This is a genomic window from Streptomyces solicavernae (assembly GCF_029968095.1).
Lineage (GTDB): Bacteria > Actinomycetota > Actinomycetes > Streptomycetales > Streptomycetaceae > Streptomyces > Streptomyces solicavernae.
This window is the reverse complement of sequence record NZ_JASCIR010000002.1, coordinates 473,995-497,672: the sequence shown is the minus strand read 5'-3', so window position 1 is coordinate 497,672 and position 23,678 is coordinate 473,995. Positions and strand designations below refer to the sequence as shown.

Annotated in this window: 19 protein-coding genes and 1 tRNA gene; 6 read left to right on the top strand and 14 right to left on the bottom strand. The window is 72.0% G+C overall.

Features of this window, described 5'->3' with window-relative positions; all coding sequences use genetic code 11:
• Positions 1-3: 3 nt before the first annotated feature.
• The 3 genes from QIS99_RS04645 to ald form a co-directional block, all read right to left on the bottom strand.
• Positions 4-1,509, bottom strand: coding sequence for an amino acid permease (locus QIS99_RS04645; RefSeq protein WP_282510631.1), 1,506 nt, complete (start codon positions 1,507-1,509; stop codon positions 4-6).
• Between the two features lie 386 nt (positions 1,510-1,895).
• Positions 1,896-3,266 carry an aspartate aminotransferase family protein gene (locus QIS99_RS04640; RefSeq protein ID WP_282510629.1) on the bottom strand — a complete coding sequence of 457 codons (1,371 nt, stop codon included), beginning with the start codon at positions 3,264-3,266 and terminating at the stop codon, positions 1,896-1,898.
• Positions 3,267-3,476: 210 nt separating this feature from the next.
• Positions 3,477-4,592 (bottom strand): alanine dehydrogenase, encoded by a 1,116-nt coding sequence (ald, locus tag QIS99_RS04635; protein ID WP_282510627.1) that lies wholly within the window; start codon positions 4,590-4,592, stop codon positions 3,477-3,479.
• A gap of 309 nt (positions 4,593-4,901) precedes the next feature.
• Between ald and pdxR the strand changes: the two genes are divergently transcribed.
• Positions 4,902-6,362, top strand: coding sequence for a MocR-like pyridoxine biosynthesis transcription factor PdxR (gene pdxR / locus QIS99_RS04630; RefSeq protein WP_282510625.1), 1,461 nt, complete (start codon positions 4,902-4,904; stop codon positions 6,360-6,362).
• 13 nt (positions 6,363-6,375) lie between these two features.
• Here the strand turns inward: pdxR and QIS99_RS04625 are convergent, their stop codons facing one another.
• The 3 genes from QIS99_RS04625 to QIS99_RS04615 form a co-directional block, all read right to left on the bottom strand.
• Entirely contained in the window at positions 6,376-8,151 is a 1,776-nt protein-coding gene (locus QIS99_RS04625) for a cobaltochelatase CobT-related protein (protein WP_282510623.1), read from the bottom strand.
• Positions 8,148-9,155, bottom strand: coding sequence for an AAA family ATPase (locus QIS99_RS04620; protein ID WP_282510621.1), 1,008 nt, complete (start codon positions 9,153-9,155; stop codon positions 8,148-8,150). Before QIS99_RS04620 ends, QIS99_RS04625 begins: the two co-directional genes overlap by 4 nt.
• Positions 9,156-9,389: 234 nt before the next feature.
• Positions 9,390-10,187, bottom strand: coding sequence for an IclR family transcriptional regulator (locus tag QIS99_RS04615; RefSeq protein WP_282510619.1), 798 nt, complete (start codon positions 10,185-10,187; stop codon positions 9,390-9,392).
• Positions 10,188-10,369: 182 nt separating this feature from the next.
• Here QIS99_RS04615 and xsc point away from each other — a divergent pair, with 182 nt between their 5' ends.
• Positions 10,370-12,178, top strand: a complete 1,809-nt coding sequence (xsc, locus tag QIS99_RS04610; protein WP_282510617.1) for a sulfoacetaldehyde acetyltransferase — start codon at positions 10,370-10,372, stop codon at positions 12,176-12,178.
• 364 nt (positions 12,179-12,542) lie between these two features.
• Positions 12,543-13,721 (top strand): phosphotransacetylase, encoded by a 1,179-nt coding sequence (locus QIS99_RS04605; protein WP_282510615.1) that lies wholly within the window; start codon positions 12,543-12,545, stop codon positions 13,719-13,721.
• 259 nt (positions 13,722-13,980) lie between these two features.
• On the opposite strand, the gene QIS99_RS04600 is transcribed toward QIS99_RS04605, so the two are convergent.
• Positions 13,981-14,889, bottom strand: a complete 909-nt coding sequence (locus QIS99_RS04600; RefSeq protein ID WP_282510613.1) for a LysR family transcriptional regulator — start codon at positions 14,887-14,889, stop codon at positions 13,981-13,983.
• A gap of 108 nt (positions 14,890-14,997) precedes the next feature.
• Between QIS99_RS04600 and QIS99_RS04595 the strand changes: the two genes are divergently transcribed.
• Positions 14,998-16,224, top strand: coding sequence for a YeiH family protein (locus QIS99_RS04595; RefSeq protein WP_282510611.1), 1,227 nt, complete (start codon positions 14,998-15,000; stop codon positions 16,222-16,224).
• 81 nt (positions 16,225-16,305) lie between these two features.
• Here the strand turns inward: QIS99_RS04595 and QIS99_RS04590 are convergent, their stop codons facing one another.
• The 5 genes from QIS99_RS04590 to QIS99_RS04570 form a co-directional block, all read right to left on the bottom strand.
• On the bottom strand, positions 16,306-17,037 hold the full coding sequence (locus QIS99_RS04590; protein WP_282510609.1) for a hypothetical protein: 732 nt from the start codon (positions 17,035-17,037) through the stop codon (positions 16,306-16,308).
• Positions 17,038-17,129: 92 nt separating this feature from the next.
• Positions 17,130-18,665, bottom strand: a complete 1,536-nt coding sequence (locus QIS99_RS04585) for a beta-propeller fold lactonase family protein (protein WP_282510607.1) — start codon at positions 18,663-18,665, stop codon at positions 17,130-17,132.
• A 184-nt stretch (positions 18,666-18,849) separates the two neighbouring features.
• Positions 18,850-19,581 carry a zf-HC2 domain-containing protein gene (locus tag QIS99_RS04580; protein WP_282510605.1) on the bottom strand — a complete coding sequence of 244 codons (732 nt, stop codon included), beginning with the start codon at positions 19,579-19,581 and terminating at the stop codon, positions 18,850-18,852.
• Positions 19,578-20,087: a sigma-70 family RNA polymerase sigma factor gene (locus QIS99_RS04575; protein ID WP_282510604.1), complete on the bottom strand. Its 510-nt coding sequence runs from the start codon at positions 20,085-20,087 to the stop codon at positions 19,578-19,580. Before QIS99_RS04575 ends, QIS99_RS04580 begins: the two co-directional genes overlap by 4 nt.
• A gap of 160 nt (positions 20,088-20,247) precedes the next feature.
• Positions 20,248-20,321: transfer RNA gene (locus QIS99_RS04570), tRNA-Pro, on the bottom strand.
• A 206-nt stretch (positions 20,322-20,527) separates the two neighbouring features.
• Here QIS99_RS04570 and QIS99_RS04565 point away from each other — a divergent pair.
• Both QIS99_RS04565 and QIS99_RS04560 read left to right on the top strand, forming a co-directional pair.
• Positions 20,528-21,250, top strand: coding sequence for a thiamine pyrophosphate-dependent enzyme (locus tag QIS99_RS04565; protein WP_282510603.1), 723 nt, complete (start codon positions 20,528-20,530; stop codon positions 21,248-21,250).
• Positions 21,251-21,280: 30 nt separating this feature from the next.
• Positions 21,281-22,192: a transketolase family protein gene (locus QIS99_RS04560; protein WP_282510602.1), complete on the top strand. Its 912-nt coding sequence runs from the start codon at positions 21,281-21,283 to the stop codon at positions 22,190-22,192.
• 13 nt (positions 22,193-22,205) lie between these two features.
• On the opposite strand, the gene QIS99_RS04555 is transcribed toward QIS99_RS04560, so the two are convergent.
• Positions 22,206-22,577 (bottom strand): MmcQ/YjbR family DNA-binding protein, encoded by a 372-nt coding sequence (locus tag QIS99_RS04555; RefSeq protein WP_282510601.1) that lies wholly within the window; start codon positions 22,575-22,577, stop codon positions 22,206-22,208.
• A gap of 98 nt (positions 22,578-22,675) precedes the next feature.
• A complete protein-coding gene (locus tag QIS99_RS04550) occupies positions 22,676-23,605 on the bottom strand; it encodes an alpha/beta fold hydrolase (protein ID WP_282510600.1) in 930 nt (309 codons plus the stop codon).
• Positions 23,606-23,678 lie beyond the last annotated feature (73 nt).

Sequence of the window (23,678 nt, the reverse complement as noted above, 5' to 3'; positions counted from 1 at the left end):
CCCTCACTGCTCCCGGGCCGGGACCGGTGGCCGCTGGGAGTCGGCGGGCGGTCCGGCCGGGCCCGGCAGCGGGGTGGGCCGCGGTCCGCCGGACGGCGGCGTCGGGGCGGGCCCGTCGGCGGCTCGGCGGCGCAGGCGGATCACGCCGTACGCGCCGAGGACCGTGAGGAGCGTCAGGAGGCTGGTGCCGAAGTCGAGGCGGGTCGAGGGCAGCACCGCCATGGTGAGGATGACCAGGGCCATGGCGGCGACCGTGAACCAGCTCAGATACGGGTAGCCCCACATCTTCAGGGTGAGCGCCCCCGGGTCCTCCCGCTCCAGGCGGCGGCGCAGGCGCAGTTGGGACAGCGCGACGAGCAGGTAGACGAACAGCGCCACCGCTCCGTAGGAGTGGACGATGAAGGAGAACACGGTGTCGGGCGACACGTAGGCGAAGACCACGGAGACGTAACCGAGCACGGTGGCGAGCAGGATCGCGCGCTGCGGCACACCGCGTCGGCTGAGCTTCGTCAGGCCGCTCGGCGCGTCGCGGTGCCGGGTGAGGGCGAAGACGATGCGCGAGGCGCTGTAGAGGCCGGCGTTGAGGGAGGACAGCACGGCGACGAGGACGAGGATGCGCATCAGGGTTCCGGCGTAGGGGATCCCGATGTGCTGGAGGGCGGAGATGTACGGCCCGTCGGTGATGCTGCCGTCGTTCCACGGCACGATGGCGACGACGAGGAAGATCGAGCCGACGTAGAAGAGCAGCACGCGCAGGACGACCGAGCGGGTGGCCCTGGCGACGTTGCGCCCCGGCTCCTTGGACTCGGCCGCCGCGAGGGCCGCGATCTCGGCGCCGGTGAAGAAGCCGACCGCCGGGATGACCGAGGTGAGCACGGGCCCGATGCCGTGCGGGGCGAAGCCCTCATGTGCCGTCAGGTTGCCGACGTCCGCGTGCGCTCCGGGCCACAGGCCGACGACGAAGACCAGGCCCAGGATGAGGAACACGCTGATCGCGGCGACCTTGATGGACGAGAACCAGTACTCGAACTCGCCGAACGACTTCACCGAGAACATGTTGACCGCGGTGAGCAGCAGCATCAGGCCGAGGCTGATGGCCCACAGCGGCACGCCCGGGAGCCAGGCGTGGATCTGGGTGGCGCCGGCCACCGCTTCCAGCGCGACCACGTTGACCCAGAAGTACCAGTACAGCCAGCCGATGGTGAAGCCGCCCCAGGGGCCGAGGGCGAGCCGCGCGTACTCGTAGAAGGAGCCCGCGGAGGGGCGGGCGACCGCCATCTCGCCGAGCATCCGCATCACCAGGATGACGAGGCCGCCGGCCAGGACGAACGAGATGATCGCTGCCGGGCCGGTCTCCTGGATGACGACGCCGCTGCCGACGAAGAGGCCGGCTCCGATCACCCCGCCGAGGGCGATGAGCGTCATATGCCTCTGTTTGAGCTCGCTGCGCAGTCCGGCTGTCTCGCCCTGCTCGGGCTTTTCGCCGTCCACGAGTTTGTTCTCTCCCACAGGTAACCCATTTCGTTCAGGAATCGCGGCGCTGCGGTACCACCCCGGCCGGAATGCTCGGGTAAGCCGCCGCGGAAAATCAGCAGTGCCGGGATGATGGCCGCTCCCCGCATTGCGGGGAAAGCTCCAGTTCTGGACCTACTAGGGGTGCCAGTTCGGGATTTCATGGAAATGCCGATCGCCCGTGCGCGCGCGGGTGCGCGACGGGCATCGAGAAAGTTGGGCAATGCATGAAAAAGGGTGGGCCGGAATTTCCAGCGGTACCGGGGCGCGGAAATGCCACACCCGGGAGCGGTACTCCCCGGGGGCCGTACAGCGCGAATTCGCCCGCCGGCGCCCCACGACGGGTCCGGTCCCTCTCGGACCGGACCCGCCCGCTTTGCGCCTCAGGCGCTGACACTCCGCTGTACGTCGCCGACCATCACGTCGATGCCGGCGAGCAGCTCGTCGAGCACGGCGCGGTCGGCCACCAGCGGCGGCGAGACCATGATCATCGTGGCGCCGCGGTCGTCGGGGCGCAGGATGACCCCGGTCTTCTTGAACGCCGCCGGGAGCACCTCACGCAGGATCTTCGCCGACTGCTCCGCCGAGAGTTCCCGGTCCGTCTCGCGGTCGGCCATGAGCTCGATCGCGTAGAAGAAGCCCATACCGCGGACGTCCTTGACGACGCGGTGGCGGTTCTTGATCTCCTCAAGCCCCGCGCGGAGTTCGGGGCCGAGGGTGCAGACGTTGCCCAGGACGTCCTCGTCGCGCATGGCCTTGATGTTGGCGACGGCGACGGCGGTGGAGACCGGGTGGCCGCCCCAGGTCGCGCCATGGGTGAACGTGCCGCCCTTCGGGGAGTCGAACAGCTCCTGGACCAGCTGCTCCCGGGCGATCATGCCGCCCAGCGGGGCGTAGCCCGAGGTGGCGCCCTTGGCGAAGGTGACCATGTCGGGCACCACGCCGAAGTAGCCGCTGCCGAACCAGTGGCCGAGGCGTCCGAAGGAGCAGATGACCTCGTCGGCGACGAGCAGGACGCCGTACCGGTCGCAGATCCTGCGCAGCTCCCGCCAGTACCCGTCCGGCGGGACCAGTGCGCCGCGGCCGTTCTGCACCGGCTCGGCGAAGACCGCGGCGACGGTCTCCGGGCCCTCTTCGAGGATGGCCTGCTCGATCGCGCGTACGCAGTCGAGCTCGGCGGCGGGGCCGCAGTCGCCGGTGCGGCCGAAGGTGTTGGGGACGTGGCGGACGCCCGGAAGGAGCGGCAGGAACGGGTCGCGGATCTTCGGGAGGCCGGTCACCGACAGGGCGCCGAGGGTGACGCCGTGGTAGGCCATCTCCCGGCTGATGATCTTGGTGCGCTCGGGGTTGCCCTGGCTCTTGTGGTACTGGCGGGCGAACTTGATGGCCGTCTCGACGGCCTCCGAGCCGGAGTTGACGAAGAAGGTCACCCCGAGGTCGCCGGGCGCCAGCTCGGCTATCAGGCTGGCGGCTTCGATGGACGGCGGGTGGGCGGCGCCCCAGTTGGTGGAGTACGGCAGGGTCTCCATCTGCTTGCTCGCGGCGGCCACGATGTCGCTGCGGCCGTGGCCGATGTTCACGCAGAACAGGCCCGCCAGGCCGTCGAGGAACCGCCGCCCACGGTCGTCGTAGAGGTGGCAGCCCTCGCTGCGCACGAAGACGGGCAGCTCGGCGTCCTGCCAGACGTCCTTGCGGGTGAAGTGCGGGCCGAGGTGGCGCCGCGCCTGGGCGCGGAGGCCGGAATCGGTGGTCACGTGGGTCTCCCCTCCTGGCCCGGCGGACGGCCGGGCGGTGTTGGATGCGGTGGTGCGGGCCTCCGGAGAGGTCCTCCGGTGAGGTCTTGAGGTCTTCCGGTGAGGTCTTGAGGTCTTCCGGTGAGGTCTTGAGGTCTTCCGGTGAGGTCTTGAGGTCTTCCGGTGAGGTCCTCCGGAGAGGCCGCGGTACGACTGGGAGTCGCGGTACGCCTAGACGAGGGCTTCGTCGACCTCGACGTGCTTCAGGTCGTGCGCCTCCGCCACGGGCCGGTAGGTGACCTGGCCGCCCACCACGTTGACGCCGCGCTTGATCGCGGCGTCCGCCCGGGCGGCCGCGGCGAGCCCGTTGTTCGCGATGGCGAGGACGTACGGCAGGGTGACGTTGGTGAGGGCGTACGTGGAGGTGTTCGGCACCGCGCCCGGCATGTTGGCGACGCAGTAGAAGACCGAGTCGTGGACGTCGTAGACCGGGTCCGCGTGGGTCGTCGGGCGGGAGTCCTCGAAGCAGCCGCCCTGGTCGATCGCGATGTCGACGAGCACCGAGCCCGGCTTCATGCGGGAGACGAGTTCGTTGCTGATCAGCTTTGGCGCCTTCGCGCCGGGCACGAGGACCGCGCCGATGACCAGGTCGGCTTCGAGCACGGCCCGCTCCAGCTCGTAGCCGTTGGAGGCGACGGTCGCGATGCTCCCCTGGTACATGCGGTCGGCGGCGCGCAGCTTGTCGATGTTCTTGTCGAGCAGCACCACGTCGGACCACATGCCGGTGGCGACGGCCACCGCGTTCATGCCGGACACCCCGGCGCCGATGACGACGGTCTTCGCGGGGTGCGTGCCGGAGACGCCGCCCATCAGGACGCCGCGCCCGCCCGCGGCCCGCATCAGGTGGTACGCGCCCACCTGCGGGGCGAGCCGGCCGGCGACCTCGGACATCGGGAACAGCAGCGGCAGCGTGCCGTCGGCCGGCTGCACCGTCTCGTACGCGACACCGGTGACCCCGGCCGCGAGCATCGCCTGGGTGCACTCCCGGGAGGCCGCCAGGTGCAGGTAGGTGAAGAGCACTTGGCCGGGGCGCATGCGGTGGTACTCCTCCGCGACGGGCTCCTTCACCTTGAGCAGCAGGTCGCCCTCGGCCCAGACCTCGTCGGCCGTCCTGAGGACGGTGGCGCCTGCGGCCTGGTAGTCCGCGTCCGCGATGAACGAACCGGCCCCGGCGCCCTGCTCGACGTACACCATGTGGCCGGCCTGGACCAGCTCGTGCACGCCGGAGGGGGTGATGGCCACGCGGTACTCGTGGTTCTTGACCTCGCGCGGAATTCCGATCTTCACGAAGAACTCCCATCTGGGATGAGGGGGTTGGCGTCGGGCTCTCGTCTGGAGCCGCCGATGGCGCTAGATTGCAGAGCCAACTGGTCCGGCGAGAAGCACCAGAACCGGGCCCTTTGATGGGTCCAGGAGGAGATCGCCGCGTAGGCGACCGATTACGTCCCGTATACGACCGGTTTTACGGCCGGTTGCGCGACCGCTGGGTCACCCGTCCCGTACGGCCGGTGAGGTCACCGGTGGTGCGCCCAGGGGCGGACCCGGTCGCGCCCACGTCCCGTCCGGCCCAGGCCGCGAGAGCTCAGGAGGCATCCCATGCCACGCACGTTGATCGAGGTCGACCGGGAGTCGAGCGAGCCGCTGTACCGCCAGATCCGCAAGGCCATCGAGCACGGCATCGCGGTCGGGACGATCGACGCCAGCCGCAGGCTCCCCTCGTCCCGGGAGCTGGCGCGCGAGTTGGGCCTGTCCCGGAACACCGTCAACGCCGCCTACCAGGAGCTGGTGGCCGAGGGTTTCGTCGAGAGCCGGGTCCGCCAGGGGATCTTCGTCAACCGTGAGATCCGCGCGTACTGCACCGCCGAAAAGCGGCCCGCGACCCAGCGCTTCGACTGGGCGGCGCGGCTGCGCGGGCACCCCGAGGACACCTTGCCGCACATCGAGAAGCGGCCGGACTGGGCCCGCTATCCGTACCCGTTCCTCGCAGGTCAGGTCGATCTGCGGGCGTTCCCGGCGCGGGACTGGTCGCGGGCGCTCAACAAGGCGCTGTACCAGCCGCACGTCCAGTACAGCCTGCAGGACGGCATCGCGGCCGACGATCCGCTCCTGGTCGAGATGGTCTGCCACCACCTGCTGCCGGCCCGCGGGGTGGAGGCGTCGCCGGAGGAGGTGCTGATCACCGTCGGCTCGCAGCAGGGGCTCGACCTGCTGAGCCGGGCGCTGCTCGGCCGGGGCTCCGTGGTGGCGGTCGAGGATCCCGGCTATCTGGACGCCCGGCACATCTTCGTACGGGCGGGGGCCTCGCTGCTGCCGATCAGGGCGAACGAGGCGGGGCTGATGCCGGCGAAGAGCCTGGCGGGCGTGGACCTGCTGCATGTGACGCCCAGTCACCAGCATCCGACGAACGCGACGTTGAGCATCGGCCGCCGACGGGAGCTGCTGTCCCTCGTCCGGGAGAGCGGGACGGTGATCGTGGAGGACGACTACGACAGCGAGTTCCGCTATCAGGGCAGCCCGACGCCCGCGCTGAAGGGCTTGGACGAGACCGAACAGGTCGTCTATCTGGGCACGTTCTCGAAGTTCCTCGCGCCGGGGCTGCGGATCGGGTACCTCGTGGGCTCGCGGGAGCTCGTCCGGGAGCTGCGCGACCTGCGCCGTTACTCCGTGCGGCACCCGTCCGGGCACATCCAGCGCGCCCTGGCCCTGCTCATCGAGTCCGGGGAGTACCACCGGGCGGTGCGCAGGTACCGGGGCCAGCTGATGCACAAGTGGGAGGCGGCGAGCCGGGCGGTCAACGCCCACCTGCCGTGGCGCACGACGCCTCCCCCGGGCGGGGTGAGCCTGTGGATGTCGGGGCCGCCGGAGCTGGACTGCCGCCGCCTCGTGGAATTGGCGCAGAAGCGCGGGGTGCTCATCGAGCGCGGCGACATCTACTTCCTGTCGGAGAACCCGCCCCTGAACCACTTCCGCATCGGCTTCGCGGCGCCCCCGCTCTCCGTGATCGACCCGGGCATCCGCATCCTGGGGGAGCTGGTCGACGGGGCGATGGTCGCGTAGAAGGGGGCTTTCTCTAGCGGCTCGGGTGGCCCGCGAGCAGTGTGACCGTCTCCCGGATCATCTCCCTGGCGGTGGTCCGGGACGGGTCGAGGGCGTGGCAGCGGCTGTAGTAGGGGCTCAGGTCGAGCCCCACGCCGAGGCCGTGGACCTCGACCTCGCCGGACCGCTCAAGGCCCGCGACCACGTCCTTGAGGTGGTGGTCCAGGTAGTGGCGGTCGTTGGCCAGGTGGGTGGCGGTGTCCATGGGGCTGCCGTCGGACAGGACGAAGAGCAGCCGCCGCCGCTCGGGCCGGGCCTGCGCGCGCCGCGCGGCCCAGGCCACCGCCTCGCCGTCCAGGCCCTCGCGGTAGAGGTCGGCCTTGAGGAGCGCGGCGATGTCCCGGCGGGCCCTGCGCCACGGTGTCTCCGCGTCCTTGAACACGAGGTGGCACTGCTCGTTGAGGCGGCCGGGGTGTGCGGGGCGCCCGGCGCGCAGCCAGGCGCGGCGGGCCCGGCCGCCGTTCCAGGCGCCGGTGGTGTAGCCGAGGATCTCGCAGCTCGCGCCCGCCTGTTCGAGCGCGCGGGCGAAGACGTCGACCAGTACGGCCACCGGCTCGGCGTGCTCCTTCATGGAGCCCGAGCAGTCGATGAGGAACGTCACGAGGGCGTCGGGAACGGGTGCGATGCGTTCGGTCCTGAAGAGGCGGCGCTCGCTCGGGGAGCTGATCAGCCGGGCGAGCAGCCGACCGTCGACCTGGCCCTCCTCCTGCCCGCCGTCCCAGCCGTCGCGTACGGGGTCGGCGAGCAGCGCCGTCAGCTCGCGGGCCAGTCGGCCGGTGTTCACGCTCTGCGCGGCGATGCGCCGGTCGAGCCGTTCCCGGTACTCCCTGAGCAGCTCGGGCCGGACCAGCCGGCCTGCGGGGTGCTGCCGGTCGTGGGCGGTGGTGAAGACGCGGTAGCCGTCGGTGGCGTCCTCCAGTACGCGGCTTCGGCCGAGCGATGCGGTGCCGGGCTGCTCGTCGTCGCCGAAGTCCGTCAGGAGGGTGAAGCGGGACCGGTCGTCGGCCCGGTCGTCGGGGTCGTCGTCCGTGCGCGCGTCCTCGTCTCCGGCGCCGGTGCCGCCCTCTCCTTCGGCGGACGTGAGCAGCGCGGCCACGGTCCGGGCGAGGGACAGGGCGTGGCCGGCGAACGCGGCCTGGTCGTCCCGGTGGCGGCGCAGCCCGGCGAGGTCGTGCCCGATCTCGGCGCCGAGGGCGGCGCGCGTGGCCTCGATCAGGTCCTCGGTCTCGGCGAGGACGGGTTGCGCGGTGATCCGGGACCGGCAGATCTGCGCGACCGTGTAGAGCAGCAGTCCGCGTGCCGTCTCGGTGAGGCCCGAGCGGTGGAAGGCGAGCGACCACTGCTCGTGGCGGTGGCGCAGGTTGCGGGCGATGCCGGGCAGCGCCGCCGGGGCCAGGGACTCGACGCGGAACTGCTCCAGCATCTCGAAGACCAGCCGTGCCACCGGTTCGGCGGGGCGCTCCCGGCGGTGCAGCCCGGCGTCCGACCGGGTCAGCCGCAGGGCCATGCCGTCGGCCGCGCCCCGGAACGAGCCGAAGTCGTCCTCGGGGGCGGGGTGCAGGTGCGGGGCGTGCGGCGGCAGCGGGCGCCGTCCGCGGTGCAGTCGGCGCCCGCGGAACCGTAGGTCGGGGTCGGCACTGAGGGCCCGTACGGCTGCGGCGCAGAGCTCTTCGACGCGTTGCCTGCGGCGGGCGTCGGCATGGGTGTCGACATGGGTGTCGACATGGGGTCCGGCGTGGGCGTCGGTCACGGCGCGCTCTGGGCCGGCTCGGCGGTGAGCGCGTACGACACGTCGAGCTCGCGGTCGAAGCAGCGCTGGAAGTACTCGGCGACCACGGCGCGTTCGGCCTCGTCGCACCGGTTGAGGAACGACACCCGGAACGCGAGCGCGAGGTCGCCGAAGATCTCCAGGTTCTCCGCCCAGGTGATGACCGTACGGGGCGACATCAGCGTCGACACGTCACCGGCCTGGAAGCCCGTGCGGGTCAGGGCGGCGACCGCGACCATCGAGGCGATCAGCTCCGCGCCCCGCTCGTCGGCAAGCGACGGGACGCGCGCCCGCACTATAGCCGCCTCCTCCTCGGCCGGCAGGTAGTCGAGCGAGGTGACGATGTTCCAGCGGTCGATCTGCGCGTGGTTGAGGCGCTGCGCCCCGTGGTAGAGGCCGTTGAGGTTGCCGAGCCCGACCGTGTTGGCGGTGGCGAAGAGCCGGAAGTACGGGTGGGGGCTGATGACCTTGTTCTGGTCCATGAGCGTCAGCTTGCCGTCGCGCTCCAGGACGCGCTGGAGGACGAACATGACGTCGGGGCGGCCCGCGTCGTACTCGTCCAGGATCAGCGCCACGGGCCGTTGCAGCGCCCAGGGCAGGATGCCCTCCTGGAACTCGGTCACCTGACGGCCCTCCCGCAGCACCACCGCGTCCTTGCCGATCAGGTCGGGGCGGCCGAGGTGACCGTCCAGGTTGACGCGTACGCAGGGCCAGTTGAGCCGGGCGGCGACCTGCTCGACGTGGGTGGACTTGCCGGTGCCGTGCAGGCCCTGCACCAGCACCCGCCGGTCGCGCAGGAACCCGGCGAGCAGGGCCAGGGTCACGTCGGGGTTGAAGCGGTAGGCGTCGTCGGTCTCGGGGACGTACTCGGTGCGCTCGCTGAAGGCGGGGACGACGAGCGGCGAGTCGATGCCGAAGACGTCCTTGACGGCGAGCCGCAGGTCCGGCCGGTCGGGGGTGGTCGGGTGGGTCACCGGGTGTGCCATGTGCGGCCCTTCGGGTCGGGTGTGGTCACGGGTGGCCACAGGTGTGGTCGGGGGGTGGCCACAGGTGTGGTCGGGGGGTGGCCACAGGTGTGGTTACGGGGTCGCCATAGGTGTGGCCACAGGTGTGGTCACGGCTGTCGTCGCGGGGTCGCCACAGGTGTGGCCACAGGTGTGGTCACGGCTGTCGTCGCGGGGTCGCCACAGGTGTGGCCACAGGTGTGGTCACGGCTGTGGTCACCGGTCGGCGGCGGGGGTGCCCTCGGCCTCGACGCGGGCGATCGCCTCGGCGGCCCGCTGCAGGGCGGGGAGCAGTTGCAGCGCCTTGTCGGGAGTGAGGCGCATGACGGGCGCCTGGACGGCGACGCACAGGTTGGCGCGTCCGGGCACGAGCACGGCCACGCAGACCAGGCCGGGCAGGAACTCCTCGTCGTCGAGGGCGTAGCCGTTGCGCCGGACGCGCTTGAACTCCTCCTCCAGCGCGTCGAGTTCGGTCACCGTCGTGGGCGTGTACTGCTTGAGCGGGGCGTGGGCCAGGAGCTTGCGGCGCTGGGCCGGGCTCATCTGGGACAGGATCATCTTGCCGCTGGCGGAGCAGTGGACGGGCACGCGCGAGCCCGGCCGCAGATAGAAGCGCAGCGGCTCCGGGGTCTCGACGCGGTCGAGGTAGACCACCTCGTTGCCGGAGAGCGTGGTGATGTTGCAGCTCTCCCCCAACTCCTCGACCAGGTTGCGCAGTACGGCATGGCGGGCGCCGTGGTGGGTGGCGTTCAGGAGCAGGTTTTCGGCGAGGCGGCGCAGCCGCGTCCCGGTGCCGTAGTGGCGGCCGTCCGCCTGCCGGATGAGGAGCCCGGCCGCCTCCAGCTGCTGGAGCATGCGGTGCAGCGTCGGCTTGGGCATGCCGGTCTCCTCGACCAGGCCCTGCAGCGAGACCAACTGGTCCTTGGCCGCGATCAGTTCGAGCAGCGAGAACAGACGCATCGTCGGCGTATCGCCGTTCAGCGCGGTCGGATCGGGCTCGCGAGTCAGGTCCACGACTCCCCCACGTGTAGGGATCACAACGGTTCAAGTTCCGGAATTCAGCGTAACAGATCTCATTTTCTCGAATGACTCGTTGACGCTCCCGGTGAAGCACCCTACAGTCCAGCCAGATCCTGATTTCAGGAACGCCACGTACCGATTTCTTCATCCGATGAGCCTGTCGAAGGAGTGGAACCATGAGTGAGAAGCAGACGGACGCCAGCCGTGCCGTCGTCACCGGCGTCCAGAAGATGACCCCCTCGGAGGCCTTCGTCGAGACGCTGGTGGCCAATGGGGTCACCGACATGTTCGGCATCATGGGCTCGGCGTTCATGGACGCCATGGACATCTTCGCCCCGGCCGGCATCCGCCTGATCCCGGTGGTCCACGAGCAGGGCGCCGGCCACATGGCCGACGGCTACGCACGGGTGAGCGGCCGGCACGGCGTCGTGATCGGCCAGAACGGCCCCGGCATCAGCAACTGCGTCACCGCGATCGCCGCCGCGTACTGGGCGCACAGCCCGGTCGTCATGGTGACCCCGGAGGCGGGCACCATGGGTACCGGCCTCGGCGGCTTCCAGGAGGCCAACCAGCTGCCGATGTTCCAGGAGTTCACCAAGTACCAGGCGCACGTCAACAACCCGAAGCGGATGGCCGAGTACACCGGCCGCGCCTTCGACCGGGCCATGTCCGAGATCGGCCCCACCCAGCTCAACATCCCGCGCGACCACTTCTACGGCGAGATCGAGGCCGAGATCCCGCAGCCAAACCGCCTCGACCGCGGCCCCGGCGGCGAGCAGAGCCTGAACGACGCCGCCGAACTGCTCGCCACCGCCGAGTTCCCGGTGATCATCTCCGGCGGCGGCGTGGTCATGGCCGACGCCGTGGAGGAGTGCAAGGCGCTCGCCGAACGCCTCGGCGCCCCCGTGGTCAACAGCTACCTGCACAACGACTCGTTCCCGGCCAGCCACCCGCAGTGGTGCGGCCCGCTCGGCTACCAGGGCTCCAAGGCCGCGATGAAGCTGATCTCCCAGGCGGACGTGGTCATCGCCCTGGGCTCGCGCCTCGGCCCGTTCGGCACGCTGCCGCAGCACGGCATGGACTACTGGCCCAAGAACGCGAAGATCATCCAGATAGACGCCGACCACAAGATGCTCGGCCTGGTCAAGAAGATCACCGTCGGCATCTGCGGCGACGCCAAGGCCACGGCCTCGGCCCTGACCGAGCGGCTGGCCGAGAAGTCCCTCGCCTGCGACGCCACCCGCGCGGAGCGTGCCGCGAAGACCCAGGCGGAGAAGGACGCGTGGGAGCAGGAGCTCAGTGACTGGACCCACGAGACCGACCCGTTCAGCCTCGACATGATCGCGGAGCAGGAGCGGGAGGAGGGCGACTGGCTGCACCCCCGCGAGGTGCTGCGCGAGCTGGAGAAGGCCATGCCGCCGCGCGTCATGGTCTCCACCGACATCGGCAACATCAACTCCGTGGCCAACAGCTACCTGCGCTTCGAGGAGCCCCGTTCCTTCTTCGCCCCGATGAGCTTCGGCAACTGCGGCTACGCGCTGCCGACCATCATCGGCGCCAAGGCCGCGGCCATGGACCGCCCGGCCATCGCGTACGCCGGTGACGGAGCCTGGGGCATGAGCATGGGCGAGATCATGACCGCCGTACGCCACGACATCCCCGTCACCGCCGTGGTCTTCCACAACCGGCAGTGGGGCGCGGAGAAGAAGAACCAGGTCGACTTCTACAACCGCCGCTTCGTGGCGGGCGAGTTGGAGAGCGAGAGCTTCGCCGGGATCGCCCAGGCCATGGGCGCCGACGGCATCGTCGTGGAGAAGCTGGACGACGTCGGCCCGGCGCTGCGCCAGGCCGTCGACGCCCAGATGAACGAGGGCCGGACGACGGTCATCGAGATCATGTGCACCCGCGAGCTGGGCGACCCGTTCCGCCGCGACGCGCTGTCCAAGCCGGTCCGGTTCCTGGAGAAGTACCAGGACTACGTCTGACCGGTCGCCGGTATCTCCGGCGGCCCGGTATCCCCGGCAGCCCGATATCCCCGGCAACCCGATATCCCTCGGCAACCCGATATCCCTCGGCAGCCCGGCATCCCTCGGCAGCCCGGCATCCCGATCGGCCGCCCGCAGCACGACCCGCCCGCCCGGCTGCCCTGACCGGTGCGGCGGGTCCCGTACCGCGGGCGTGCCCCGGCGCCGCGTGCGTTCCCTCCTCGGACACCCGGCGCCGGACCGGCCGGACCAGGCACCGACCTGGTCCGGCCAACGCCGGTCCCGGGCGGGACGTCACCAACTCGCGTACCCCTCCCCCGGCGCCCCCTGTTCCGCCGTCCTCCTCCCAACGGAGCCCCGAACCATGCTCGTTGATCCACTCGCCCCGGCGCGGCCGCCCGCAGGACAGGCGGGGCCCGCCGTACACCACCTGGTCGAATCGTGGGCCGCACGGCTGCGCCGGTGCGGCCACCGGCCGCGCGTCGCGCTCGCCGACGGGACCGACGCGCGGGCGCTGTGGGCCGCCGCCCGCCTCGCCGCCCAGGGCGCCGTCACCCCGGTCCTGGTCGGCGACCCCGCCCGCATCCGGGCGCTCGCCGCCGACATCGGGCTGCAACTCCCGGACGACCCCGGCCTGTTCGACATCCTCGACCCCGCCCGGATGGCGGCCGACCCCCGCTACGCGGACACCCTCGGCGCGGCCCTGGACGCCCGCCCGCGACTCTCGGCCGGCGAACGCCGCGAACTCGCCGCCGACCCGCTGTTCCTCGCCGCCACGGCGCTGCGCCTCGGCGACGTGCGGGCCTGCGTCGCGGGCAGCACCCGTCCCACGGCGGACGTGCTGCGGGCCGGGCTGTACGTGGTGGGCCTGGCGCCCGGCATCCGTACCCTCTCCAGCAGCTTTCTGATGGTCCGTCCGGACGGCCGCACCCTCGGTTACGGGGACTGCGCGGTGGTCGTCGATCCGGACCCCGCGCAGCTCGCCGACATCGCCCAGGCCACCGGCGCCACCTACCGCGCGCTGGCGGGGGAGGACCCGCGGGTCGCCTTCCTGTCGTTCAGCACGCGCGGCAGCGCCTCGCATCCACGCGTCGAGCGGGTACGCGAGGCCGTACGGCTGGTCCGTGCCGCCGCGCCCGGACTGGCCGTCGACGGCGAGCTGCAGTACGACGCGGCGGCGGTGCCCGCCATCGGCCACTCCAAGGCGCCCGCCTCACCCGTCGCGGGCAGCGCCAACACCTTCGTCTTCCCGAACCTGGAGGCAGGCAACATCGGCTACAAGATCGCCCAGTGGTCCGGCGGCGCCGCGGCCATCGGCCCCCTGCTGCAGGGCCTTGCGGCGCCGCTGCACGACCTGTCCCGGGGCTGCTCGGGCTCGGACATCGCGGCGATCGCGCTGGTGGGCGGGTTGCAGGCGGTGGAGCGCACGGAGGCGTCCGCGGTCGACCCGGCCGCTTCGGCCCGTCCGGCCTGTTCAGCGCCTCCGGTTGCCCTCAGCCCATCCGGTTCATCGCACCAGGAAGAGTCCACCCCATGTCCCTGACCCGCTCCTTGGCCCGGCCCCCCGGCCTGCTCCGGGAGCGCTGAACGGCACGACCCGCTCCCCCGGGCTCCCGCGCGGGGCCGCTCCCGGGCTCCCGCGCGGGGCCGCTCCCGGGCTCCCGCGCGGGGCCGCTCCCGGGCTCCCGCGCGGGGACCGCGTCACGAGCGAACGACGGCGGCGTGCTCCCGTACGAGGAGCACGCCGCCGTCGTGCTGGCCGCGGGGCGGGGCCTGCGCACCTCACCACCGCCCTCCCCCGGTCACCCCTTCTTCCCTCGGCGTCTCGTCACGGCGAGGAGTTCCGCGGCGGGCCCCACGAGGGTGCGCCCCGTTGCCCAGACCGCGCGCAGGGCCCGGCGCAGTTCCATGCCCTCGACCTCCACCGGCAGCAGCCGGCCGTCGGCGAGGTCGGCCCGTACGGCGAGTTCGCTGATCACCGCCGGGCCGGTGCCGGCGATCACGGCGTTGCGTACGGCGGTCGCCGAGCCCAGCTCAAGGAGCGGCAGCGGCTCGCCCACACCGGCCTGGCGCAGCGCCTGGTCCAGCGTTTCCCGGGTGCCCGATCCGCGTTCGCGCAGCACCAGCGGTGCGGCGGCGAGCTCGGCGATGCCCAGCGGGCGGCGGCGCCGCGTCCAGGGGTGCCCCGGCGCGACCACCACGAGCAGCCGGTCGCAGGCGACCTGACAGGCGGTCAGCCCGGTCGGGGCCAGCGGCGACTCGACGAACCCGAGGTCCGCCGCCCCGCTGCGCAGCAGCTCGGGGACGTGCTCGCTGTTGGTCACCTGGAGGCCGATGTACAACTCGGGCCGTGCCCGGCGCAGTTCGCCTATCCAGCCCGGCACCAGGCACTCGGCCACGGTCATGCTGGCCGCCACCCGCAGCTCGGCGTCCCGCTTCGTCCGCAGCGCCTCCGCGCCGGTCAGCAGCCCCTCCATCTCCTGCTGGACCCGCTGGGCCCATCCGGCCACCGCCCGGCCCGCGTCGGTGAGTTGCGACCCGCGCCGTGTCCGGTCCACGAGGACCAGGCCCAGCTTGCGCTCAAGCAGGGACAGCCGCTTGCTCGCCGACGGTTGCGCCAGTCCGAGCTGCGCCGCCGCACTGCTCAGGCTTCCCGCATCTCCGACCAGGACGAGCAGCCGCAGGGACTCCAGATCCGGCAACTGGCTCATGGCTCCAGGGTAGGGGCCGGATCCGGTCCGGAGTCATATCGGTTGGCTATGACCTCCTCGCGAACTCGGGGCTACAACCGCGCAACGGAGCGTCCCAGAGTCGAGGCCATGAGCGAAGATCTGGACCGTCAGGTCACCCCACCGAAGGCCGAGTCCGCGTCGGCGGCCCAGCCCTCCGGACACCACCCCGAGCCGCCCCGCCCGACCACGAGCACGAGCACGACCACGGGCACAAGCACGGACACGACCACCGGCACGGACACGGACACGGACGCGGGCACGAGCACGAGCACGAGCACGGGCACGGGCACCACTACGGCCACGAGCCCGGCGGGAGCGGCCGCGCTCGTACCGGGTCTGGCCCTCGCCCTGGCCATCGCCGTGGCGGCCACGGCGATCGGCAAGGTGTTCCCGCTCGTCGGCGGCCCGGTGGCCGGGATCGTCCTCGGCGTGCTGATCGCCGCCCTGCTGAAGCCGGGCCCACGGTGGCGTCCCGGCATCGCGTTCGCCGCCAAGCGGGTCCTGCAGATATCGGTCGTCGTACTGGGTTCCCAGCTGTCGCTGACCCAGATGGTCCACGTGGGCGTCAGCTCGCTGCCGGTGATGATCGGCTCGTTGGTGATCTGTCTGGCCTGCGCGTACGGCATCGGCCGCCGGCTCGGCGTCGTCAGGGACCTGCGTACGCTGATCGGTGTGGGCACCGGCGTCTGCGGCGCGTCGGCGATCGCGGCCACCGCACCGGTGATCCGCGCGGCCGGCGTCGAGGTGGCCTACGCGGTCTCCACCATCTTCCTGTTCAACGTCGCGGCCGTGCTCACCTTCCCCCTGATCGGCCATCTGCTCGGGATGAGCCAGGAGAGCTTCGGCCTCTTCGCGGGCACCGCGGTCAACGACACGTCCTCCGTGGTCGCCGCGGCCGCCACGTACGGTCCGATCGCTTCGAACCATGCGGTCGTCGTCAAACTCACCCGCACCCTCATGATCATCCCCATCTGTCTGGGGCTCGCCTGGCTGGTGCGGCGCCGCGACCGTGCCGCGTCGGACGCGGCGCCCGGTCCCCGGCCCCGGGTGGTCAAGCTGGTGCCCGTGTTCCTGGTCGGCTTCCTGCTGATGACCACGGCCAACACCCTCGGCCTCATCCCGGCGGCCGCCCACCCCGGACTCAGCGAGCTCTCGGTCTTCCTCATCACCGTCGCGCTCGCCGCCACGGGGCTCTCCACCGACCTCGGCGGCCTGCGCCGCACCGGCCCGCGGCCGCTCGTCCTCGGCGCCTGCCTGTGGATCGTCGTCTCCGTCACCAGCCTCGTCCTCCAGTACCTGACCGGAACCCTGTGACCGCACCCTGCGGATGAACGGCCGACCGGCCCCCACCCGTTGCATCGGTGGGGGCCGGTCGGCCACGTTCTCGTACGGGGGTCAGGCGGCGGGGGCACCGTTCAGACGGAAGCGGACCTTCTCGACCTCCGAGGCGACGCCCAGGGCCTTCAGGTCCTTTCCGTCGACGCGCCCGTCACCGTTCAGGTCCTTCACGACGTCCGGGGCGTCGTCGTACACCCCGTTGTCGTCGAGGTCGTCGACCACCGCGACGGTCAGGACGGTGTCGATGTCCTTGCCCATGATGGAGTCGCCGACGATCCAGGTGTCCCACAGCCTGGTGGCGTCGGCGGACCGGTCGCTGATGCCCGTCACGTTGAACAGGTCGGCCAGGTTGGTGCCGGGGCCGGCGAACTTGCGGTCCGGGTCGTCGATCGTCGTGGAACCGAGGACGACAAGGCCGGGAAGGCGGTCGTCCTGCCCGGGGGAGAACGTGCCGGGCAGCGGCGGCACGTTGTTGTGCCCGGCCGGGCCGGTGAGCTGCGCGCCGCTGAACCCGGCCCGGCGCAGTCCGTCGGGGCCGCCGGGGTAGGACACCTCCAGGTCCACGAACCAGCCCTTGCCCTCGGCTCCGGCGACATCGCCCTCGGCGGGGGCGAACACCTCGACCTCGACGGGCCGGTCGTCCTTCGGCCGGGCCGCGGAGCCGGACTCGCGGGCGGACTCGCGGGCGGACTCGGGGGCGGCCACGGCGGACGCGACCGCGGTGGCCGCGGCGATCACCCCGGCGGTGGCGGCGGCGAACAGGGTGCGCTTGGACGGCTTGTGACGCATGTCTACTCCTCGTGTGCTGATGGGTTACGGGGTTTGCGGTACGGGATGTGCTGGGTGATGCGGCTGAGGGGGGTGTTCCGGGCGGGGCGCCATCAGTCGTCGTGCGCGTGCGCCCCGTGGTCCCCGTTGCCCCCGTGGCCCCCGTGGTCCGTGTTGGCGGACGTTCCGGTGGCGCGTGCGACGGTCAGACGGTCGTCGTACACGCCGGTGAAGCGGGCGAAGACCAGCACCCGGGGTGCGGCGCCCTTGGCGTCGGTGGTGAAGTCGACCAGCGGGACGCGCTCCCCCGCCCGGCGGGCGTAGAGGGTGTACGCGGTCGAGGGCTCAAGTGCCTTTGCGGAGAGCTGGAGTTGGTCGAGTCCGTCGACGGGGCGTGCGGTCACCTCGACATCGGCGTCCCCGGGTGCGTCCACCGGGACGTCGCGGGTGGCCGCGGACAGGCCCTGGCGTCCGAGTCCGGCGTTCGCGGCGGGCGCGGACCGCGCCACGTACACCAGGGCCTGCGGATCCTGGCCGACGTCGAGGGACTTGGTCACCCGGCGGGTGCGGGTGTCGATGACGTCCACGGCGTCGCCGCGCTCAAGCGCCACGTAGACCTTGGTGTTGTCCGGGCTGGGCCAGATGCCGTGGGGCGTGGAGCCGGAGTTGCGGATGCGGTCCACCAGTTGGGGGTGCGCGCCGCGGCGCTCGTAGACCAGCGTCTCGTCGCGGCCGCCGACGGTCACGTACGCGTAGGCGGTGTCGGCCGTGGTGACGAAGTTGATGTGGTTGGTCTCCGGCCCGGTGTCGAGCACGGTCAGGACGCGTCCGGCGCGCACGTCGACGACGGTCACCTTGCCGGCCTTCTTCTGGCCGACCCACAGCTCCCGTCCGTCCGGGGAGAGCGCGGCGTCCGGGGAGAACACGTCGCCGATGCCGCGGATGCGCTGCACGACCTTCTTCTGCGCGGTGTCCACGACAGTGACCTGCGCGGTCCCGATGTGGTTGACGTAGGCCCGCTTGCCGTCCGGGCTGAACAGCACCTTGCTCGGGCCCTGCCCGGTACGGATCCGCTCCTTGACGCCGCCGTGCCGGACGTCGACCACGGCCACGGTGTCCTGCCCGCGCTCGGCGACCCAGAACTCGGTTCCGTCGGCGCTGAAGAAGCCCTCGTGGGCGGCCCGTCCGACGTATGTCTTGGACACGATCTCGTTGGTGGCCGTGTCGATGACGACCGCCGAGTTGGTGGTGACGCTGACCACGCCGAGGTGGCGTCCGTCGCGGGAGAAGCCGAGCCCGTGGACCCCGACCTCCTTCAGGTACTGCGCGCCCAGGACGCCGTCGAGCCGTTGCGAGCCCAGGGCGAGGGTGCCCAGGACCCGGTCCTTCGACGGGTCGATGACGGTGACGGTGTTGGACGTCTGGTCCGCGGTATAGACCCGGTCGGACGGGGAGATCCCCTGGGCGCCCGGCAACGCCGGTGCCTGGACCGGGGCTTTCGTCCGCCCTGCCGCCGGGGCCCTGTCGGACGACCGCGGCGCCGTCGCACCGCCGGGGTCCACCGACGCCACCCCGACCCCTCCCGCGGCCACGACGGCCGCAGCCGCGGTCGCCGCGACCACGTTCCTGCGGAACTTTCTCGTTCCCACTTCGACCTCCTCCGATGACCGGTTCCGGGGCGTGTACGCCGGGCGGCGCCGTCCGGTTCACCGGAGGAGGGATGGAATTCGAGCCGCATGGTTCCGGATTCCGGGATATGACTCGTCGGGATTCCGGGATATGACTCGCCGAGGGGGCGTCATCCGGAACCCGGGGTCGATCGAGGCGAGACGCTCAGGGCCGCATCTCCAGCAAGGGCTTGCCGTCGCGGGTGGTCACGCGCAGGGTCGCGACCCGGTCGCGCGGGATCGAGGAGGCGCCGCGCAGCCGGGCGCTGCCGTTCGGCGTGGACGACCAGACGGCGGCCTGCTCCCGGCGCCCGTCCCGGTCGACCACCCAGGCCACGAAGTGCTCGCCCGTCGGCAAGTCCTCGACGTGCAAGGCGACTTCGGTGCCCCAGGCCCGCGCCTCCAGGCTGCCGTGCCCGCTCGCGGGGCTGCCCGCGAGGGCGGTCAGCGGCTCACCGTCCGGCCCCGGTCCTGCGGGCGCGGCGCGGTGGTCGCCGCCCAGGCCGACGACGCCGACGGTGCCGCCGCCGATGACCAGGCCCGCTGCCGCCGCCGCGGCCGCCAGGGCCAGGCGCGGCCGCAGGCCCCAACGGCCTCGCCGGGCGTCGGAGCGGCCGTCGGACCGCCCGGCGGTCCGCTCGGCGGCACGCTCGGCGCGGGCCGTGGCGACCAGCCCCTCCCACGTGGACTCCGGCGGCGGAACGGCCTCCGGCGGCGGCCCCGCCTGATGGAGCAGGCCGGGCAGGACGGCGTACGCGGACAGCTCCTCCCGGCAGGAGTCGCACCGCGCCAGATGGGATTCGAGGCGCTCCCGGTCCCCCGCGCCCAGTCCGCCGAGCACATAGGCCCCGAGCAGCGTGCGCAGCTCCTCGTGCTGCTGCCGGCTCTGCTCCTTCACCGCACCACTCCCATTTCCTCCAGCACCGTCCGCAGCGACCGCACGGCGTAGTACGCACGGGACTTCACGGTCCCGGCGGGAATCCCGAGCTTCGCGGCGGCCTCGGCGATGCTGCGTCCCCCGTAGTACAGCTCGACGATCGTCGCACGGTGCTCGGGCGAGAGCCGGGCCAGCGCCTCGGTCACCAGCCAGCCGTCGAGCATCCGCTCCAGGTCGTCGGCGGCCGCCGCGGACTGAATCGCCTCGTCGTTCTGCACCAGGCGCGGCCGACGCTGCTCGGCGCGCCACTGGTCGGTGAGGACATTGCGGGCGACCGAGAACAGATAGGAACGCGGATTGCCCTGCTGCGGGTCGATGGCGTCCAGATTCCGCCAGGCCCGCAGCAACGTCTCCTGCACCACGTCCTCCGCGCGCTGCCGGTCGGACACATAGCGCAGCACGAAGGCGTGCAGGACGCCCGCATGCTCGTCGTACAGCGCGCGCAGCAGCTGTTCATCCGCCGTCATGACCCACTTCCGCTCCGCTGTCATCGGCTCACCACGGGGGGTGTACGCCAGACCGGCGCCCGCGGTTCACCACCTTGGGAGCTTCCTGACGACAGCGTCCGCGCAGACGACGAAGGCCGTTCCCGATGATCGGAAACGGCCTCTGTCCGCGAAAGCAACGTCGGGACGACAGGATTTGAACCTGCGACCCCTTGACCCCCAGTCAAGTGCGCTACCAAGCTGCGCCACGTCCCGTTGCCGTTCGTGACCTGGGCTTTTCCCCGGGCCGAACGCGCACGGAAACAATACCGCACTCGGGCGGGTGGTCGTGAATCCGTTTCCGTGGAGCCGTTTCCGTGGAGCCGTTTCCGTGACCGCACGGAGCGTGGCGGCCGGATCTCGACGCACGCCCACCGTCCGTGCTTGACCTCAACTTTGATTGAGGTTGCACGCTCCTTCCCATGACGACGACCACGACTGTCCAGGCCCCCGCGTACGGCTACGCCGACCTCCCCCGCCTCATGGCCCTGATGACCGGCGACGAGAAGCACGGGCCCGCCGCCACCTCGACCCTCGACGCGCTCTGGGTCCTGTACGACCGCGTGCTGCGCGTCTCCCCCGGCACCGTCGACGACCCCGGCCGGGACCGGTTCCTGCTGTCCAAGGGGCACGGCCCGATGGCGTACTACGCGGTGCTCGCCGCGCAGGGCTTCGTGCCCGTCGACGTGCTGCCGGGGTTCGGCTCGTACGACTCCCCGCTCGGGCATCACCCGGACCGGCTGCTGGTGCCGGGCGCGGAGATCGGCAGCGGCTCGCTCGGGCACGGGCTGCCGATCGGCGTCGGTTCGGCGCTGGGGCTGCGCGCGCAGGGGCTGACCGATCCGGCCGTCTGGGTCCTGGTCGGCGACGCGGAGCTGGACGAGGGCAGCAATCACGAGGCGATCGCGTACGCGGGCCCGGCCGGGCTCGACCGGCTGCATGTGCTGGTGATCGACAACTCCTCGGCCAGCCACGCCAGGCCGGGCGGGCTCGCGGCGCGGTTCGAGGCGGCCGGCTGGTCCACGGCGACCGTCGACGGCCGCGACCACGAGGCCCTGCACGCCGCGTACACGACCCCGCACCCGGGTCGGCCGCACGCGGTGATCGCCCGCGTCGAGCCGAAGAACGTCACCGCGGCCCGCTGACCCACGACCACACCCCCTCGGAGGATGACCATGGACTCCATGCGTGACCGTTTCGCCCGTACCGTCACCGAACTGCTCGACCAGGACCCCCGGGTCGCGCTCGTGCTCGCCGAGATCACCCGGGACCGGGTCGAGGAGGCGGAGCGGCGGCATCCGGACCGCGTGATCAACGTCGGCATCCGGGAGCAGCTGCTCGTCGGCGCCGGGGCCGGGCTCGCGCTGACCGGGATGCGGCCGGTCGTGCACACCTTCGCCGGCTTCCTCGTCGAGCGGCCCTTCGAGCAGGTCAAGCTGGACTTCGGGCATCAGGGCGCGGGCGGCGTCCTGGTCAGCGCGGGCGGCTCGTACGACTGGCCGGCCGGCGGCTTCACCCATATGGCGCCCGGCGACGTGGCGCTGCTCGACACCCTCGACGGCTGGACCGTGCACGTGCCGGGCCACGCGGACGAGGCGGAGGCGCTGCTGCGGCACGCGGTCGCCGCCGGGGACGACAAGGTGTACGTACGACTGTCGGAGCAGGCGAACCGGGACGGGCTCGGCGTCGACGGCACGCGCATGCTCACCGTGCGCGAGGGGCGCGGCGGTGTCGTGATCGCCGTCGGGCCGATGCTGGACAACGTGCTCGCGGCGGTCGAGGGCCTGGACGTGACCGTGCTGTACGCGACGACCGTGCGCCCCTTCGACGGCGAGGCGCTGCGCCGGGCGGCCGGGGACGGGCCGGACGTGGTGATCGTCGAGCCGTATCTGGCCGGGACGTCCACGGCCGCCGCGAACGAGGCCCTGCAGTCCGTGCCGCACCGGGTGCTCGGGCTCGGCGTCGGCCGGCGCGAGCTTCGGCGGTACGGGGACATGGCCGAGCACCTGCGCGCGCACGGGCTCGACCCGGCGTCCCTGCGGGCCCGCATCACGGACTTTCTGCCGAGCCGGATGCCTGCCGCCTGAGACCCGCCGGGGCTCACTCCGGTCTCGGCACGCCCAACTGCGGGTACTGCTCGATGAGTTGGGCCGGGGCCGCCTGACGCCAGGAGTCCGCGAGGATGTCGCGGAGCTCGTCCAGGTCCTCCAGGCGGTCGATGCGGGCGCGGACCCAGGCGAACTGGGCCTCGTGGCCGGCGATCCAGAACTTGCCGGGCTCCGCGAGGACCAGCTCGTCCCGCTCCTCCTTGGGGCAGCGGACGGCGATCGAGGTCTCGTCCTCGGGGAGCGTCGCGAACATCTTGCCCGCCACCCGGAAGGTGGGCATGGACCAGGCGATCTTCTCGGTGGTCTGCGGCAGCGCGAGGGCTGCCGCGCGCACGTCGTCTGAGGTCAAGGACTTTGCGGCCATGTCCCCGACACTAGGCCCTGACAACGGCCGCCCCCCGAGGCCCGGTTGCCGCGCCGGGGGACTTCCGGCGCCTCCCCCGGCGCCCCGCGCGGCCGGGCTCAGACGTGCTTGTCCAGCCACTCGGTCAGGTCCCGCTGGACCTCGTCCCGGTTGGTCTCGTTGAGGATCTCGTGGCGGGCGCCCTCGTACCCCTTCCAGGTGAGGTCGGTGACGCCGACGTAGCGGAAGTCCTCCAGGAGTTCGTAGACCAGGGTCATCCGCTGGTTGCAGGGGTCCTCCGTGCCGACGGCGATGTGCACCGGCAGGTCGGCGGGGACGCGGGCGAGGTTGCGCGGGTCGTTGATCTTGCGGGCGTTGCGGACCCAGTCGAGGGCGAGGCCCGCCGAGAACGGGAAGCCGCAGCGCTCGTCGGCGACGTACGTGTCCACCTCGGCCTCGTCGCGGGAGAGCCACTCGAAGCCGGTGCGGTGCTCGAAGGCGTCGTTGAACGAGGCGAAGAGGCGCGGGATGAAGTCCGACAGGGCGGTGCGGCCGCGCTCGGCGACCTCGCGCTCAAGCTCGGCCGCGGACCCCTCGATCTCGGCGCCCGGCAGCGAGCGGAACGTGCCGGAGAGGATCAGTCCGGCGAGGTCGTCCGCGTACTCCTGGACGTAGTCCCGGGCGAGGAGCGAGCCCATGCTGTGGCCGAGGAGGACCAGCGGGACACCGGGCTGCAGGGCGCGCACCGGGTCGCCGACCGCCTTGAGGTCGTCGACCATCGCGCGCCAGGAGTCCTCGATGTCCGCGCCGGTGACGCCGTAGCCGCCGGTGCCCTTGGCGGTGGCGCCGTGGCCGCGGTGGTCGGAGGCGATGACGCCGAAGCCGTGGGCGGCGAGGTGGCGGGCGAACCGGTCGTAGCGCAGGCCGTGTTCGGCGGCGCCGTGGGCGATCTGCACCCACGCGCGCGGGCGGCCGTTCTCCGGCTGCCAGGTGTAGGTGGCGATCTGCACGCCGTCGCGGGCGGTGGCCATTCCCACGGAGTACGTCATCGAGTACGGCTCCTTCGCTGTGCGGGTCCTTGTGGACGACCCTCTCCCGTAAGTGGCCGCGCACACCAGCCCT